Origin of the sequence: Enterococcus sp. DIV0724b, from assembly GCF_050531475.1 — a bacterium.
Taxonomy (GTDB): domain Bacteria; phylum Bacillota; class Bacilli; order Lactobacillales; family Enterococcaceae; genus Enterococcus_L; species Enterococcus_L haemoperoxidus.
On sequence record NZ_CP172890.1, the window covers coordinates 3,348,655 to 3,366,068 of the forward strand.

Genomic DNA, 17,414 nt, shown 5'->3' on the forward strand with positions numbered 1-17,414 from the left:
CTGCTGTATTGACTATTGTACATGGAATCTGTTCCTATTATAGAACAATTCATGGTTCTCTTGTTCACAAATGCTCACCCTTACTTTCAACAAAAAAAGAATCAGACACTGCTTCTTTTGGTGCTTGAAGCTAGCCGCTGATTCTTTTTCTATTTTATCGTTGAATAGATTCACTATTTATTCTTCAAAGGGTCGATCTTCACTGATTTGGATCGGTTCGATTTTTTTAGCTTGTCCTGTCTGGTCATCGATATCGATCACACAAGCCGATAATAAGCTTCGACCTTCTTCAACGACTTCAAAACGTTTTGGTAATGCTGTCCTGAACTTCTCAATGATTGGTCCACGCTTCATCCCTAAGATACCATCATATGGTCCTGTCATACCAACATCACTCAAATAAGCTGTTCCTGCTGGTAAAATCCGTGCATCATTAGTCTGAACATGCGTATGGGTCCCCACAACAGCACTAACTTGTCCATCTAAAAACCAGCCCATTGCTTGCTTTTCACTAGTCGTTTCTCCATGAAAATCAACAAAAATCAGCGGCGTCCGCTTGCGTGCTTCGGCAATCAGTTCTTCTGCTTTACGAAACGGATCATCGATATCTGCCATAAAAACACGAGCCTGCATGTTGATCACAGCCAGTTCAAGTTGATTGACCTTAACAAAAACCATCCCTTGTCCAGGTGTTCCTTCTGGAAAGTTAGCTGGGCGAAGCATTTTTTTAGCATCGCCAATAAATTCAAAGATTTCTTTATTATCCCATGTATGATTGCCTAATGTGACAACATCTACACCATCTTGTAAAAATTTCTTATAGATCTTCCCTGTGATTCCGCGACCTGCTGCAGCATTTTCGCCATTAAGAATGGTTACTTGGGGACGATATTTTTTCTTTAATTTTGGTAAATAAGTGGTTATCGTATCGCGACCTAGAGATCCTACGACGTCTCCTATAAATAATATACGCAAAAAACTTCCTCTTCTCTTTTGATTTACTGTTTTTATTATAGAGGTTTTTGGAGTAGAAAGGAAGAGGTGGAGATATCTTGAGAGTTTGACTGTGCTGAGTGTATAAGAAAAAGGTACTTAAGTATATTTTACAAAAATAACTGGATAATCTTTTTTATCAATGTGTTCATCAATACCATCTAAAACTAGTTTAACATCAGTGCTAATTTGATTAGCTAATACAAGGTCTCCTATATCCTTAAGTAAATGAATATACTCTTGAATTCGCTGAATATATTGATAATCACCGATAGTTATATAATCTAACAAATTCTCTAAATATTTTAGATGAATTCGATAATTAATATTTTTTCGTTCCTTATCCTGCATTTTTGCTAAATGAATATATTTTTTAGCACTAGTATAATCCTTTTCATATATTCTTGTTGTCGTTGCATTTAAGAGGATATAATAGAAAGCATCATCCATAGGCTCCGTTTCTAGTTTATTTTTTTTAGTGAAAAAAATCTTTTTAATCAATATATCAGCCTTTTCCTTTTCAAGAATTCGCATCGCATTTCTGATAATTATATAGTCATAATGTTGATAATATTCTTTATTAGACAACATAGTAAATATATTATCTAATTCCTCCACACCGATCTCATCAACTTCACTCCATACTTGAGCAAAGTAACTCTTTATAGCAAAATAATTGGATAATTCTCTTAAATCTTTATTTTTATCAGATAGTTCATGGTAGTAATTAATCAAGTCATCTTTCCTATTCTCACCGTGTAAATTCTCTGCACAATTAGTAAACAAAAAATGAAATTTTTGTTGATCTTTACTTAATGGTGCCATAGAAAAAACTTCTTCTGGTAAAAGCGATAGGCTGTCTAATATTCTTTTCAAGTCATTTATTTTGAGTTCTTGTTTTCCACTCTCAATTCTAGAATAAACAGAAGGATCTACATCAGGTAAAATTTCTTTTTGAGTAAAATTCAATTTTTTCCTAAAAAATCGTAAAGCTTCATATATTTCCAAAACTTACTCTCCTTCCAATGACATATTTGCACAAAAACATTGATTTTCACCTTATTTCTTATTACTTTATGAGGATTTAACAATTTATTTAATAATATATTTATAACCAGCTTAATTTTTGTTAGTATTAGATATCATATATTTATGATAACTTGACAAACATAAATATGCTTAAGGAGGAAAAGAAATGTTTTTTACTGCACTCGCTTGTATTATTAGTGTTTATACTTGGCAAGTAGGACCTTAGTACCTAAAAAACTCCTAGCAATCATAAAACTTGGGGAAGTTATTCATGCTAGAAGTCCTCGATAAATAGATGGGTTTCCATCTATCTGTAGTTCACCACTACGTATTAAATATAACACACTAAGGTCAAATTAGTATATATTTTTTAAGTAAAATTTATTAGTAAATGTTTTGTACGTTATTTTCTTACCATCATAATCACTAAAGAAAGAGGCGATTCACTATGAAAAAAACAATCAAAAATAATTTGCAAGAAACCCGTAATAACAGCAATATGACCCAAGAAGAACTTGCCAATCAAGTCGACGTGTCGATTCAAACGATCCAAAGCATTGAAAAAGGAAAGTATAAACCTTCTGACTCATTAGCGCTTAATATTGCCCGTTCACTAAACAAGGAAGTTACTGAGATTTTTTCTTAGGTCGCTAAAATATAAGCTTTTTTTTGCAGAAAAAATTGACAGAACATTCAAAAAAGATCAGATTCCATCTTACCTAGAATCTGATCTAACTTCAATTTGCCCCTTCAAACTCTATCGTTACAACTTTTTTCCATTACTCTCGATAACTCTTTGATACCAGTAAAAGCTATCTTCTTTATACCTAATCAATTCCCTGTTCTCAGTATCTGTATGATCTACGTAAACAAACCCATACCGTTTTTTAAAGCCACTGGTCGTGCTGATTAGATCAATAAATGACCATAGGCAAAAATCAAAAACGCTCACGTTATTTTCAGTTATCGACATCTGAATCTGCTCAAGCAGTTTCTTTAACTACTCAATACGATATTCAGCAGGCACTTGTTGCTCTTCCGTCAGCGTATCGATTGCTCCTAAACCATCTTCAGTGATAAGCAGAGGAATTTATATTGTTTCAGTAGCCTTACGGTTCTTGAATGATTTCCCAAGTAACTTCCCCTGTATATTCATCAGCCAATGTCCCTTTAGCTGGTACTTCCAGTTTAAAGCCTCGGTTTTCACTTCCCGCTGTATCTAAAATGAAATTAAAGTCTTTTTTCCCTTTATCGTTAGCATCTTGTTTATTATTCACTAATTCCCCACCCGATCCATTTAAAACAATATCGGTTCCGCCATTTCGGTAAATCAAACGGGCATCTTTCAAGACCTTGTTTTCTTGTGTCGTAAATTCTTTCGATAAAAAAGCATTCAAGCGAATGTTGCCTCGTGTTTTCCCTTGTTTCGTTGTGGAAGATGTAGTGATTTGGCGACTGTCTCTAAAGGCAATCTCAAAATCATCTGAATTAGCATACGAAAGTACCTGTGTAAACGGTGATACAAATCCTGTTTCAAAATTTAACAGCTCTGGCACCTTCAATGAAATCAGCCCTTCGTATTTATAGTAGACTGCTTCACTATCATAAGGAATCGTCAGCGCTTCTTCTGAGCCGTTCATTTTCCCTTTATCAAAGGTTAAAAAACGATAATCTAGATTTTCTAGCGCTAACGCATCAAGTTGGTCTGTGATTGCTTTTTGCTCTTTTAAATTAACGATAGTGCCATTACCGCCTTTGATTGTTATCGGATCGATCATTTCTATATCCGTTCCATCTTGGTAGGTAAAATGAACATTGATTTTCCCTTCTTTAACGTAGGGAATCGTCAGTTTATTTTCACCTGTTGGCGTCAAAGTGATTTCCTTACCTGGCTCTTTATACTCCTGATTAGACACATAGCCCTCTGGCGGACTGATTTCTTTCAAGGTATAGTTTGTAACGACATATTCTTTTAAAAGGATTTGTCCATTTGCATTTGATGTTAGCGTATCTTTTACCTTTCCATCTTTATCGATGATCTCGTATGTTGCACCAGTTAACGGTTTATTGGTCACAGAATCGATCATAGTAATCGTCATATCTTTTAAAATCAGATTTCCGCCGCCACCTGCCCCAGAATTATCGATATCAAATTTTCCCGACCAATTATTGTTTGAATAATTTTGCGTTGTTGTGTACCCCCGATAATCAATAAACGGATGGCTTGAACTTCCACCTGAGTAGCTTTTCGAACCACTAGTGTTAAAATTCCATTTTAATTTTACGATCAACCCATTTTTCAGCTGATCATCATTGATGGTGATATTCCACGCTGAATAACCACCACCACCCACTGAAATAGTTGATACTGGTAAAGGATTGCCGTCTACATCTGTCACTTCTCTTAAACTTGAGAGTTCTCCCGAGTCCCTTGCCGGAATAATATTTGCAAGGTCGATTTTCGTCCCTTTGATTAAAGCAAATCCGTTGTTTTTATTGACTGTCAAGGTTCCTTCAGCAATATTGGCGTACGCCTCACTTGTTTTTAGCGTAAAACTTTTTGCTAACTGGTTATTAAAATACAGACTGGCCGACGTTGCATTGACTGGGTCAAAGCTATCATTTGTTTGACTGATCTTTGCATAATCACTCGCAGCATTATAATAATTATTTTTGCCTAAAGTAAAACTAACGATGATTGATTGGGTCAATTTCTTGTTTTTCACGCGAATTTGATTCTCTTCGATACTTATTTCAGGATAGTCTTCACTGTCAGAAGTGATTTCTTCATCTGGCAGTAGCTTAGTATAATCTGTTGTAGAAAATTGTTTAACCTTGTTTACTGTAAACTTTTTATCTAAAATCGAAACATCCATACTTTTATAATTGATAACGACTTCATTATTTGTAAGATCAGTTCCTGATGGATTTATCAGTAATTTCACTTGGTTTACAGGTTGTCCTTGGATTTTTTCAGCCAGATCATACATGCCATTTTTTCCTAGTACAAATGGTGAATTTGTAAAAAGATAACTTGGTATATAAGCGTATCCATCCGTTGGAAATTCTTTTTCTGTAGAAGAAGCAAATGCCAGTTTTGGGGTGATGGTGTTTTTCGCCCGCAATACTTTAGGATCGATCGTCTGAAGATCAACACCTGTTTCGTAGGTGATCGTAAGTTTTTCTTTGGTTTCTTTTAAGAATTTGATTTCAAAAGTGTTGGAGGAATCAATCACTTCATAATCGGTTCCTTCAACTAACTCCTTTTTCACACCATTTCTTCCAAATTCCACAGAGCTGATTTTTAAATTTTTCAAGGTTCCAGCTTTGACACCATCACCAAATGTATCTGTTATTTTCGTGATTTTTTGATAAAGAGAATTGATGGTTGCTGTCCAAGCGATGCTATTTTTTTCCGTGTTGAATGTCCCGCTTTTCACGTTGGCAGCTTGACCTTTAAAGGTTGTCGTCCCGTTTGTTTCGTATCCATTTCCAGAAAGAATATATTTACTATTATACGGTGGTGTAACCGTCTCATCTATTCCAGTATAAATATCCAAGCCAAATGTGTTCGTCGTATCCTCACCTAAGTATGTCAGTGTTACCTCACCGAATGCAGTACTCGTGATTTTCCAGTTACTGATTGCTTTTTTAGCCCCTTCGACAATAGAGCCATTGGCATTGAATGTGACATTATATTCTTGAGCCAATTTTGTATCAATTGCCACCAAAGCTGGATCCTTATCATTTGTCAGAGTGAATGTATCCCCTTTTTTTAGTTGCTGATTGGTTCCATTGATGTAGATCGGTGTTTTAACAATCATTTCACTTTCTTTGACATTAGTATCTGCAACAATTGTCCCTAATCCTAAATAGCCTAATTCCACGACAAAGAAGTTAACTGAAAACCGGCTGTAACTGATAAAATTATCAGAAGTTGTTCCTGGATAAACATTAAATGTGTTCCAAGATGATACTGTTCCTCTTTTCCCGTTAGAGATAGGGTTAAAACCAGTGTAGTCAAACTTTATTTCCCCCTCTGAAACTTCTAATGCTTCATGGAATCTCTCTTTAAACTTAATTTGGCTCAACACATTTGTTTTTTCAATCACATCAAAATCTTCATTGACCTTTAATTCTTTTTTTTCACCTATGCGCGTTCCATCAATCATTGTTTCATACGTATAGAATTTAAATGATGAAAGGTCTTGTGTTGCATTAACGTAACCGTCACTCCAACCACTTGGCATTAATTTTGTTGAGAAACTGACTTGAAGATTATTTTTTGATAAATCTACACGGGCGTAATTGACGTCCATTGCGCCATAAGCACCGCCACTTGCCGGCATCAATGTTGTTTCATTCTTATCTTTGTCAAAAGCCTTTCCATAAAGATATTGTGTGCTGGTTTTCTCATATAGATGAAAGATATAATTTGTTGGCGTTTGTGTTTCAAAAGGCATGGTTTGTTTGGAATTCAGTTTGCTATCAAATTTGATACGTGTGACTAAATCCAATTTATATTCTGCCGACTGGACATCTTTTATCATCGTTAAAGCTAATTTTTTTGTTGCTGGATCAATGCGATAAGCCGCTGTATCACTTAACTGACCTTCTATGACTTGCGAAAAAGTGAACCCTTCTGGTAACGTCGTTTCAAACGTATCGCCTGTTTTATAATTTTTATTCGTGAATTTAAACATCATCGTAGCTTTAACTTCCGAATCATTTTTGAGGTAATCTTCTTGCTCTAATACTCGACTTTTTTCGCTTGGAACGATGATTTTCACTTCTTGAAAAATATTATCTGTGATTGCTCTGGTTGGTTGTACTTCTTGCGCTTGGAGCTTATTTTTAGAACTTAAAGAAGTAGCGATAAAAATACCTGTCACTAAACTAACCCCTAAAATAAGCAAAGAGAGAATATACTTTTTTCTTTTCATAAGCCGTGAAATAGAACACTATTTCAACTGTTCACTCCTCTCGTTTCGTCCGATGTTCAACAACACTTTATATTTCGTTTTCACCTTTGTACGTAAATTCAATCCGTTCAGTAGAAAAATAACTGCTATTTAGGTACAACTTTTCTTTCTGCTTCGTCCAATGACTATTTTCTAACGTCATATGTACGACTTTATTCAAATTAGAACCTGGCTGAATTTGTTTGATTCCTTTTTTTGTGTACTGCAAGGTCAGCTCTTTTTCAGTTTGATCAGAAACTGTGTATAGATCGGACTTTTTTTCCAATGTATTGATTTCCTCTTTAGAAAAGTTCGCTTTCGCTATTTTAGCGAATAATTGTACTTGTTTCCCATCATATTTATTGACCCCTGCGGCTGTCCATTTTCCTGTAAACACAAGCGTAAACCCTTTTGTTTTTTGGTAATCCGCAATAGCTAATTCCCACATATTCCCTTGGCTCGTTAGCTGCATGGCTTGATCGGTCGATACCCAGTTGCCGCTGATTTTATTGGCGAATGGATAACAGATATACCCTGCAATACCACCGCTTATTAAAAGTAAGATTAATAAGGTCAGAACAAGGTAGAAAGAAAAAGGCTTTTGCTTATCTTCGTTTATGGTTTCCTGAACTTTGGGATGATCGTTTATCAGTTGTTCGTTGTTTTCGTTTGTCATGTTCTTTTCCTTTTTTTTGCTTTTTTTGACGCGCTCGTCTTGCTTGTTCTTTTCGTTTTTTCTTCTTTTTGGATAAAATGACCAATAGAATAATAAGAACAATAACAAGTAAAATGAAGATTCCCCCACCAATCAAGATATAGAACAAATAGTCCTTCTCAAGATCCACTGCTTGTTCATTCAGCTCGTTTGCTTCTTTTGCACTGATGACAAATTCTTGATCGAATTGCCATTCTTGTCCTGTATCTTCTGATTTTGCTTTAACTTTGGCAACATATGTACCTGCTGAAAAAGGTTGATTCTCCCAGCTAATCGGAACATTATAGTTAGTGTTTGGCGCTACTCGATAGCCTTTTACCTTTGTTTCATGCAAAGGCGCGTTGTCTCCTTTTTTACTGACCGTAGCATCATAGGAGACGTTATCGATAATCGTTGCTGTGGGATTTTGCAGATTTACTTTTACTGTATTGCGCCCTGCAACTTGGGAGGCAAAGACCTTTTTGAGTGCTAAATCGGATTTTGGCAAATCATCTGATTCTCTTAATTGAATCGCTACTGAATAAGCAAAATTGTTAGAAATGTTGAAGCCTTTTTTTGTTTCTTCCGTTTTCTTTTCTCCTGCATCGGCACTTGTCACACGAATTGCACCAAGAATCAGTCCTTCAAAAGGCTCACTTGGGATATCTAATGTTACTTTCGTAACGGTCGTGCCTTTTGCTGGAATGCTGACCGTTTGTTCTGAGGTTGCAATACTTGATAAAGGGTAGTTTAAAGAAGAATCTTTGTTGGCTTCATCTTCTGTATAGACAAATGAACCGCCGTCTCCTGTATAGGCTGGATTGATGTTGATATTGACTGTCGCGTCTTTGTCTCCTTGATTATAGAGTTGAAAAGAGAGCTCCTGTTTTTCTCCCGGGTTCACTTTTAAATCATAATAGCCGGCATCTTTTGTCACTTGATTATCTGGTAAAATTGCTTTGACGGAAATGGGAATTTCTTCTCCATACGCTGGAGAAAATGGTAGTAGGATCAGCAAAGCTAAACATAAAAAGACTCGTCTGCTCCAGCCCGTTGATTGTTTTAGTAGAGTCATACATTTTTCCTTTCTAACAAAATTGGCAAAAAGTTCCTAAAAATGGAACTTTCCACCAATAAAACTGGATTTTACGGTCCGACCGTTAACGTCCAATTTAATTTAGCCCCGTAAGCTTTGGCTTGTACACCATCGCTTTGTGGAACATTTAGTTTTACATCCGTATTTTTGTCTGTTAACGCTGGTGAATCTACTTTTCCATAGTTTGATTCGTCGTAATCTTTTTGGAAAACAACTGAACTGATGGTTCCGTTTGTGGTTGTTTGGTCAGTCTTTCCAGCTTTAGATGTTAGTACCGCAATACTGCCAGTTGTATCCACACCTTTTACAGGAACTTGAACCGCACCATCACTTGGGATCGTCAATCCGGTCACAACGTCAGTCACATTTCCCGTTTGAACATTATTGGTCAAGGTTTGGTTGTATAAATTGACTCTGGATGCTTTCAAGGCATGTCCTCCAGTTTCTTTAAACAGCGCTTCTTGTTCCACTGTCACGACCCATGCTGTTCCTTGCACACCAGAAACATCCCCGACTTGTACAAAATGAGGAATGGCGTATTTTGTCGTATCGCCTGTTTTTTGATAATGTTCATAAATAGCATCATAATTTTTTGTATCAACACTTGTTTCATTACTACCAAAATCAAAATCTGGAACATGCATTAATTGAATATTTTCAACGGTTACTCGTTCGTTGTTTCCGTCTACGATATCGATTTTTTCATCTGTACCAGGTTTGATCGTATTGATGTCACCAGATTGAGGCACAAAGGACGCTTTTCCATCTGTTTTTACTGCTCCTGTTTCGGCAAAAGCGGGTGTTGCTAAGCTTAAAATTCCCGCTGCTGCTAAGCTTAATCCTAAAATTCTTTTTATAGTTGTTTTCATTTTTCCGCTCCTTATCTTTGTTGCTGATGAGATGTTTTTTTATTTAATGATTCGATTTTTACGGTTCTACAGTCAATGTCCAAGTTAAATTCGTTGAATAAGCTTTCGCTTGTGATTGATCACTGGCTGGCACATTTAATTTGACCCCTTCGTAGCGAGATGCTGTAGGTGTTTTAGTCGCATCGTAGTCTTCTTCAATATAACTATTTCTAAAAACAGAAGAAGTATACGAGTTCAATGTGAAGCCAGGTGTTTTGTTTTCCAACACCACTAATTCATCTTGTGTATCACTTTTAACTGGGATCGTTGAAAACGCGCCAAATTCATCCGTCTCATTTAGTGCAACACCTGCAACTTTGTCCACTAAATCTGCGGCTGCATAGGCGGTACTTGTCAATGTATTTCCATAAATTCGAATACGAGAATTGTCTAATTTTTTCGGTGTGCTATCGTTTGTTTTGAATACGTCATCTTGTTGAACACTCAATTTCCATTTTGTTTCACTATTCCCGGATAAATCTGCTACTTGAACAGAATGAGGCATATAAAATGTTTCAGTGCCTTGCCCTTTTGTTCTTTTTTCAGTTAGCGCTTCGTATTCAATTGTTTTCAACTCTGTTTTATTTGAACCAAATGAAATGTCTGGTAAATGGGTAACATAAACATTATTTGCTTCTGGTAGTGGTTTGGGTTTCGTTGGATCTGTCGGATCTGGGTCTGGATCTACTGGATTAGGATCTTTTGGTCCTTCTTCTGGTTTCGATGGATCAGGACGATCCCCAGCAGTAAATTCTGTTTCAGCTTTTGTTTTGGCTACTGCACTTGTTTCCTCTGCATAAACCCCTGTAGAGCCGTAACTTAATACCAATCCACTCAACAATAAACTTGCAACTAATTTCTTTTTCATTCTTGTTCCTTCTTTCGTGTGTTTTTATTTTTTAAGTAAAACCCTAGATAAATGAAAATCAACAGACAAATCCCGATAATAAGTAAGTACAGGCTTAACGCTTCCCCTGTATGAGGAAGTATTCCTTTTTTATTTCCAGAAAAAATAGTATCAATAATCGGTTTTTTCGGATGGTCACCTTGAATAAAAGTAATATCTGATTGCGTTTTTCCAGAGGCTTCTGCAGTTGTTCCATAAAATAGGACAAATAAGAGCAGTAAACAAATACTAGATTGAATTAGTTTTTTCATAATTGCCTCCCCTCTGCCTTAAATAACGATATTCTTTTCTACTAAGTACCGATTTTGTTTGTCGGAGGATTTGCCTTGTCTATTGACTCGTCAGATTCTATTGCTCACCTCCTCTCCATGTTTGCTTCATTCGGATAAAGTTAGCATGTAGCCTCTTGAGCGGATTGTTTTGAGCAACTCTTTTTTTCCATCACTGGCTTGGGCTATTTTTGCTCGAATTTTACAAACAATATTCGCTACTCTACTTTGCCCACTTTCACCCAATAACTCACTATCTTTACCAAAAATAGATTCCGCAAGCATTTCATAGGTGCAGACCTCTTCCTTGTTTTCATAAAGAAGAGCAACCAGATAATATTCTGATTTTGTCAGTGAAATGGTTACATTATTAACATTAAGGCTTAGCTTTAACGGATCTAATTGCAACATTGACTCTTCTTTCACTTTCATGTGTTGCGTCGGTTTCATTGTATTTAAGCTGTTGCTAATAGCCAAATCTATTTCTTCAATGGTATAATCTTCAAAAATCCCACAAACACCTAATTGTAAATAAATATTTTTTTCTTCTACTTGTTTTTCAGTAGTGCTTATCCAGATCGGAATCGAACGACACATTTTACTTTTGATAACCCATTCACAAACCTCTACAACACTGAATGTCTGATTTTTACAAATGAGTAATGCATCTATATCTTGTAAGTCCTTCTCATCGACTACTTTTTTATTTTCTACTAAACATCCAGAGGCTTTATAGGAAATAAATGTTTCACTACTCTTTTTTTCTGTGTTTAGTATCCCAACCCTCATAACATTCCTCTCCTATTCAATAAAAAATCTCAAAAACAAATCACAATTATTTTTATTTTGCTTATTTAATATTCGTCTAGATACAAATAAAATACAATCACACGAAAGAAACTATTTTCCCGTTTTTTTGCAAATGTCCGCATTTTTTCCGAACTTACAAAAAAATAAAGAAATTCTTTTGATTATTTTATAGATGTTATTAGTGAAAAAGTGTACTATATTAGTTGATTTCTTTTTCTTATATAAAATATTTTTGATATTAAAAAGTTATCCAGAAAGAATAATCTATAAAAATAGACAATTTTTAATCAAAAATAAACTTCACAAACAGATTGATTCTTTCACTTTATAACTATATTTATTGAGGAGTATTACTATTGAACAACGCAAAAAAAATTTTCCTACCTTCGATGCTCTGTTTGAGTATTTATACTTTAGTAAATTTGCCCATCGAAGCGACAGCAATCAACCAAGATGACCCAACGACAATTGAACCCATACCTTCTTCTGAATCGGCTCCGTACAATTCTTCTCTACACTCATCCAGTCCAGATCTTCCTTTTACAAGAGTTGCATCAGAAATAGTATCCGTTCCTGACAAGGTTCTAAGAGAAACTATTTTAAAGAAATTAGGAAAATCAACAGATGATGTACTTACTAAGCAAGATATGGAGAGCCTGACTTCTTTAACGATAACGAATGATACGTCTATACAAATCAACAATTTGGTAGGTCTAGAATACGCGACAAACTTAGGGGCTATCTCTTTAGATAATAACAACGTGGCGGACTTTACCCCTTTAGAACAATTGACATCGCTCGTTTTCGTCAGTTTAAGTGGGAACTTTTTAACCTCTAGCACTTTTCCTGATCTAAGCAAAAGTACTGGAATTACTCATATCTCAGTAACTTCTAGGCAACTAGATAATGCGGTCTTATCAAAATTCACTACATTTATGAGCCTTGAACGTCTATATTTGGATAAAAACATGTTTATTACGACACTTGAACCTTTGAAAAATTTACCTAAATTACGTTCCATTTCTGTTCAATTTTGCGGTATTACAGATTTTACTGTAATCAATGATTTTCCAGCGTTGAATGACCTAGCAGCGTTTGGGCAAAATACCGGTCTAACAAGTCTTCCAGTAACGATGTCCCGGAGTATCTTAGACTATGATGCCACACAGCAAACAATGTTTATTCCATTTGCTGGAATGCCTAACCGACTCACAAATTTTGACGGTTATGTACCGCCATTTACCACATCAACTTCTGCTAGTAACACTGTACTTGAATTCAATGATGCACAATTGCCAGCAGATCGCTTACAAATCACAGATCTCGGAATTACTGTCTCAGCTGTTACAGAAGAGGAATTTCATAGTCTCGCTAGTATTACATATAATGCTCGGATAAATAATCCTGTAGGAAGCTATGAGACCCCACCTCATTTTAGTTTCTATGCCATTTCTGCTGGAACGTACTTCCAACAATTTAACGTGATTGACGAACCTGAAGACGGAGCACCAGTGACCATTAAATACCAGGATGAAGCAGGTCAGCCCATTAGTGAATCTACTGTCTTAGAAGGAAAAATCGATGCCTCATTCACCGCTGTACCTAAAGACATCAACACGTGGGTATTGAAATCAACCACTGGGAATACAGAAGGCTCCTTCACACAAAATCCACAGGAAGTTATTTTTACCTATAAAAGAGCACTTGGTGAACCTGTAATGATCTACTACACAGATATAAATGGGAATACACTTGTTGAACCAGAAAAATTGCAGGGAAAGCTTGATACACCTTATACTTCTGTAAACAAACAAATAACAGGCTGGCAACTAATAGCACTTCCTAAAAATGCTAGTGGCTCGTTTACGAATCAAGCACAAGCAGTCCATTACTTGTATAAAAAGATAGAGAAACCATTGATTCCTTTGACCAATTCACATTCTACATTCCCCAGAGAATATTTTGGTTACGGAACTGACCCTATCATTAGCAGCATTACTCACATCGTTAAGAACCAAGTAGACGTTTCTGAGGCATTAAAAGAGGCTCTAGTGTTGCCAACATTGTTTCCGAATACGCTGCCAGCCACTGAAAAAATGATTGATTCCAAAGAAACGGTGAAACAACAATCTAAGGAAAAACAAACACATCATGATGGTAAAGGCTCTGTGACGATTAAGTTTGTTGATGAACAAGGCAATGAACTTGCTGCGCCGAGTACTATTACAGGGAAAATCGGAGAATCTTACAGAATCACAGCCAAAAAAGTAAAAAAAATAAACTAAGCACTGGCTTAGAAGCAACTTTTTTAACAGCTTTGCTTCTGACCAACAATGGGGAGAAAATCATGGAATACTTACAATTTTTAGATGAAGAAGATCGCGATAAGTTACACTTACTTATGAACTTACAACTTTACAACGATCAATATTTAACGCAAAAAAGATTACTGGAGCTCACAGGGTTATCGAAGTTTTTATTGGAAAAATATATAAAAGAGTTAAATGAAGAGTGTCCAGAAATAACGATTTCTGAAGAAATTTACGATGAATTGATTTATCAGCCGATCTCTAATGATATGATTCAAAAGATACAACATACTTTCGCTCAACGTTCATTGAAATTTCGTTTTTTTATTGAGGTGCTAGTAGAAGAGAAAACGATAAAAAAATTTCAAGAAGAACAACATATTGCAAAAACAACGCTTTACCAAATTCGCAGCAAAGTGTTAACTCAGCTAAAAAAAGAGCGGATCGTGATTCAAAAAAACAAACTGACTGGAAACGAGATGAAAGTACGTTCCATTATTTTTGACCTTGTTTCTTATTTCTATTTTGGAGAAGACTATCCATTTTCCAAGGATAGCAATCAAGAAATACAACAGCTTTTACAGTTGTTGACTACGCATTTTGATTTAGACTTAACCTTTTTTCAGAAAAAAAAGTTAGCGTTATTTATCCACATCGTCTACATTAGAATAAAAAAGCACCACGAGGTAAAAGAAAACCTGTGTTCTATCAATCAAAAGACCAATCACTCACTTGCACAACAGATGACCTTGATTGAGCAAGCACTCCGTCCAACAAAAGACTCAGTTCCAGAATCGTTCAATGAAAGTAACTACTTATTAGCCTTTCTATTTGTTTCTGAAATGTTTACACCTGAATTGACATTCAATCAAGAGTTGTTTACGCAAAACCAAGAGGCTACACAAGAACTAGTAGAGCGTATAGCTGCTCAATTTCAAATTACAGATTTACAAAAAACGCAGCTATATGATTCTTTTTTAAAAAAATTGTTAAGTCTATCTATTTTCAAACAAAGTTATACTACGTTTGTCGAAACGGCAGCGTATAGCTATTTTGCTGAGGTTTATTATCCCTTACATACATTGATCTTGCGGTTTATCCGAAAAACTCACTTTCTGATAGCTCTAGAACTGTCCAAAAACGATCAAGCAAAACTTTACTATGACATAATGTTTTCCGTATTGTCTATTTTAGAACCTTCTCAATTAGGAACACCGATCAATATTTATATCGATTTTTCACATGGAATAGCCTATACAGAGTATATTTGTCAAAGCTTGCGGCGCTTTCGTGATTTAAATGTTAGTATTCAGAAGAAATTTAACAATGACACCCATATCTTTTTGTCTGATTACCATCTAAAAGAAACAAGTTGTCGGCAAATCATTTGGAAACAGCCGCCAACTCCGTCTGATTGGGCAAAATTTGCTGATTTAGTGATTGAATTAAGGGAGAACGAAAATGAAAAAAACAATATCTTTTAATCTGTGTGTATTAACAGTTTTTCTTGCTTTTTTACTAATCGCCCAGCCAACAACGATTATTTTTTATGCTAAGGAGGAAGAACGTCAATACTGGGAATTAGTGAGTCACTCTGCTTCACAAGAAGGAATATTTACAAACGAGCCTCAAGAAGTTGTTTTTGTTTATCGGAAAAAGACAGCCTCGATTCCCTCGCGAATGCTCACAATAGAATATCCTACTGTAGTGGTTCCTCCTGGACAGAAACCGACCACACAATACGGAATATTATTAGGAAATCTTTCCGGGATCTTTCTTTTTGGTTCAACTCGATTGTAATCATTGAATGAGAAGCTGATCCAAAAAAAATAAGCATGAAGCAACCTTTGAACAGTTTGTCTTCATGCTTATTTGAAGTTTAATAGAGCCTCAAGGTTCTGGAATCGCAATTGTGGTATAGCTTACTTCATACGTAACATTTATTTCAAGTTGATCTGCCGTTCCTTTATAGTTTTCAGGAATGTACTCTGGTCGTTCACTAAAATACAAGTAGTTGGAATAACTATAAATACCTGCGATCCATCCACCTTCAGATGTTACAATGACCTTTGGAAAAATGAAGCTATCCATTGTTTGTCCATCTGGTTTGGTGATCAAAAATCTGATTTCTTTTGGTAATATATACTCCGTTCCAGCTTTTACTGTTACTTGATCAGATGATACAACGCTACCTGAGTTATATGTTTTCCCATTATAGGAACTCGTATAATAATAATCATCAATATCACTTAGCTCTGGTCGTAAGTAATCAGCATAGTAGTTTAGAGAGTTCAACATAAGTGGTTCTTTCGTGCTTTTATTAATGTAATGAATGTTAATTTTCACTTCATCTGTATAATATAACTTGATAGTTGTTTCTTCCAGTGAAAATACCCCATCAAATTCACCTTCTGCGTGTTTAAATAAAAAGTTTGGAATTTCCTTTTTCTCAACATGGAAAGCCTGGCCGATTTCCCCACTTAAACTATCAGGTGGCATGATGGCAACACCATCTGTATTTAAATAATGAATCGTGACCTTTCCTTCCTTATCAGCCTCTTTTTCGTACTCATACGTGACTGTTTGCTCTTTTTCTTCAAACATACCAGTAGCATTCACTGGTAATTTAGCCTCGTTTAAAGTATAGCCTGGGATTGCTAATACATATTTTTCTGTCGATGCATCATAGTTTTCACCAATTGCCCCCGTAATTATCTGCGATCCATGAAGTTCATTGTTATTTCCGTCAATATAACGGACAATGATTGTCGAGTCTCCTTTCGGCGGATTAGTTTGCCCTACTGGAAAATAACCTACATAGGTATACCCTTCGATCACAGTAGGCTCAATACTTTTTACTTCCCCTTTGGAAAGTGAAATAGTTTCTGTTGGAATCAATGATTCCCCCGCTGCTAAGACCGTCATTGAACGCGTTCCTATCGAAGCAGGAATCAAAATAACCAATAACAACTTGCTATACTTTTTTCGTTTATACAAAGCAAATAAACTAATCGCAATAACGCCACTTCCGTATAAGAGTAAATTAGCATGGTCAAGTTCTCCCGCTTTTGGTAACGCGGACTGGGTCGTTGACTTTAAAGCCTTTCCAGAGTTTCCCTGTCCAAATGAACCGCCTAAATCAGTATGTTCATCCGTTCCATCGCCTGCTGAATCCTTTTGATAAACAATCGTATACTGCTCATACTCTGAACTTATTGAAGGTTTTTCTTTGATAATAGCTTCTTTTTCCTGTGAACTAAGTGTATCAATATCATAAAAATTAAGTTGTGCTGCTTCACTTGATAATGGCAATAAAAATACCGCTGTTGCTAAAATTATCATGCTGACAATAGTCTTTTTCATAGTTAAGCTCCTTTTTATAAAATGTACTCTCAAATAATAAAAGAAAAATTAGATAAATACATTTTATATCACGGT

At 35.7% G+C, this 17,414-nt stretch carries 15 protein-coding genes; 4 read left to right on the forward strand and 11 right to left on the reverse strand.

The window, feature by feature from the left end; genetic code table 11:
* Nucleotides 1-177: 177 nt before the first annotated feature.
* The gene (locus IGJ02_RS15515; protein ID WP_010762281.1) at nucleotides 178-975 is read right to left on the reverse strand and encodes a TIGR00282 family metallophosphoesterase; all 798 of its coding nucleotides are present in this window, start codon (nucleotides 973-975) and stop codon (nucleotides 178-180) included.
* A gap of 117 nt (nucleotides 976-1,092) precedes the next feature.
* Entirely contained in the window at nucleotides 1,093-2,001 is a 909-nt protein-coding gene (locus tag IGJ02_RS15520) for a helix-turn-helix domain-containing protein (RefSeq protein WP_430602645.1), read from the reverse strand.
* 469 nt (nucleotides 2,002-2,470) lie between these two features.
* On the opposite strand from IGJ02_RS15520, the gene IGJ02_RS15525 reads away from it, so the two are divergent.
* Nucleotides 2,471-2,668 carry a helix-turn-helix transcriptional regulator gene (locus IGJ02_RS15525; RefSeq protein WP_010762279.1) on the forward strand — a complete coding sequence of 66 codons (198 nt, stop codon included), beginning with the start codon at nucleotides 2,471-2,473 and terminating at the stop codon, nucleotides 2,666-2,668.
* A 117-nt stretch (nucleotides 2,669-2,785) separates the two neighbouring features.
* On the opposite strand, the gene IGJ02_RS15530 is transcribed toward IGJ02_RS15525, so the two are convergent.
* The 8 genes from IGJ02_RS15530 to IGJ02_RS15565 all read right to left on the reverse strand — a co-directional run bounded on the left by IGJ02_RS15530 (nucleotide 2,786) and on the right by IGJ02_RS15565 (nucleotide 11,646).
* Nucleotides 2,786-3,013 (reverse strand): family 1 glycosylhydrolase, encoded by a 228-nt coding sequence (locus tag IGJ02_RS15530; RefSeq protein ID WP_430604134.1) that lies wholly within the window; start codon nucleotides 3,011-3,013, stop codon nucleotides 2,786-2,788.
* Nucleotides 3,014-3,131: 118 nt separating this feature from the next.
* The gene (locus tag IGJ02_RS15535) at nucleotides 3,132-6,914 is read right to left on the reverse strand and encodes a prealbumin-like fold domain-containing protein (RefSeq protein ID WP_430602646.1); all 3,783 of its coding nucleotides are present in this window, start codon (nucleotides 6,912-6,914) and stop codon (nucleotides 3,132-3,134) included.
* A gap of 118 nt (nucleotides 6,915-7,032) precedes the next feature.
* Nucleotides 7,033-7,659, reverse strand: a complete 627-nt coding sequence (locus tag IGJ02_RS15540; protein ID WP_430602648.1) for a hypothetical protein — start codon at nucleotides 7,657-7,659, stop codon at nucleotides 7,033-7,035.
* Entirely contained in the window at nucleotides 7,589-8,752 is a 1,164-nt protein-coding gene (locus IGJ02_RS15545) for a DUF916 and DUF3324 domain-containing protein (RefSeq protein WP_430602649.1), read from the reverse strand. The genes IGJ02_RS15540 and IGJ02_RS15545 overlap by 71 nt, the downstream gene beginning before the upstream one ends.
* 71 nt (nucleotides 8,753-8,823) lie before the next feature.
* Nucleotides 8,824-9,642, reverse strand: coding sequence for a WxL domain-containing protein (locus IGJ02_RS15550; protein WP_430602650.1), 819 nt, complete (start codon nucleotides 9,640-9,642; stop codon nucleotides 8,824-8,826).
* A 58-nt stretch (nucleotides 9,643-9,700) separates the two neighbouring features.
* On the reverse strand, nucleotides 9,701-10,549 hold the full coding sequence (locus IGJ02_RS15555; protein WP_430602651.1) for a WxL domain-containing protein: 849 nt from the start codon (nucleotides 10,547-10,549) through the stop codon (nucleotides 9,701-9,703).
* Nucleotides 10,546-10,839: an LPXTG cell wall anchor domain-containing protein gene (locus IGJ02_RS15560; RefSeq protein ID WP_010762273.1), complete on the reverse strand. Its 294-nt coding sequence runs from the start codon at nucleotides 10,837-10,839 to the stop codon at nucleotides 10,546-10,548. The genes IGJ02_RS15555 and IGJ02_RS15560 overlap by 4 nt, the downstream gene beginning before the upstream one ends.
* A gap of 126 nt (nucleotides 10,840-10,965) precedes the next feature.
* On the reverse strand, nucleotides 10,966-11,646 hold the full coding sequence (locus tag IGJ02_RS15565; protein WP_430602652.1) for a winged helix-turn-helix domain-containing protein: 681 nt from the start codon (nucleotides 11,644-11,646) through the stop codon (nucleotides 10,966-10,968).
* Between the two features lie 377 nt (nucleotides 11,647-12,023).
* Here IGJ02_RS15565 and IGJ02_RS15570 point away from each other — a divergent pair, with 377 nt between their 5' ends.
* The 3 genes from IGJ02_RS15570 to IGJ02_RS15580 all read left to right on the forward strand — a co-directional run bounded on the left by IGJ02_RS15570 (nucleotide 12,024) and on the right by IGJ02_RS15580 (nucleotide 15,776).
* On the forward strand, nucleotides 12,024-13,952 hold the full coding sequence (locus IGJ02_RS15570; protein WP_430602653.1) for a MucBP domain-containing protein: 1,929 nt from the start codon (nucleotides 12,024-12,026) through the stop codon (nucleotides 13,950-13,952).
* Nucleotides 13,953-14,014: 62 nt separating this feature from the next.
* Nucleotides 14,015-15,460 (forward strand): helix-turn-helix domain-containing protein, encoded by a 1,446-nt coding sequence (locus tag IGJ02_RS15575; protein ID WP_430602654.1) that lies wholly within the window; start codon nucleotides 14,015-14,017, stop codon nucleotides 15,458-15,460.
* Nucleotides 15,438-15,776, forward strand: coding sequence for a MucBP domain-containing protein (locus IGJ02_RS15580; RefSeq protein WP_010762269.1), 339 nt, complete (start codon nucleotides 15,438-15,440; stop codon nucleotides 15,774-15,776). The genes IGJ02_RS15575 and IGJ02_RS15580 overlap by 23 nt, the downstream gene beginning before the upstream one ends.
* A gap of 90 nt (nucleotides 15,777-15,866) precedes the next feature.
* Here IGJ02_RS15580 and IGJ02_RS15585 read toward each other — a convergent pair whose 3' ends face one another.
* A complete protein-coding gene (locus IGJ02_RS15585; protein ID WP_430602655.1) occupies nucleotides 15,867-17,339 on the reverse strand; it encodes a MucBP domain-containing protein in 1,473 nt (490 codons plus the stop codon).
* Nucleotides 17,340-17,414 lie beyond the last annotated feature (75 nt).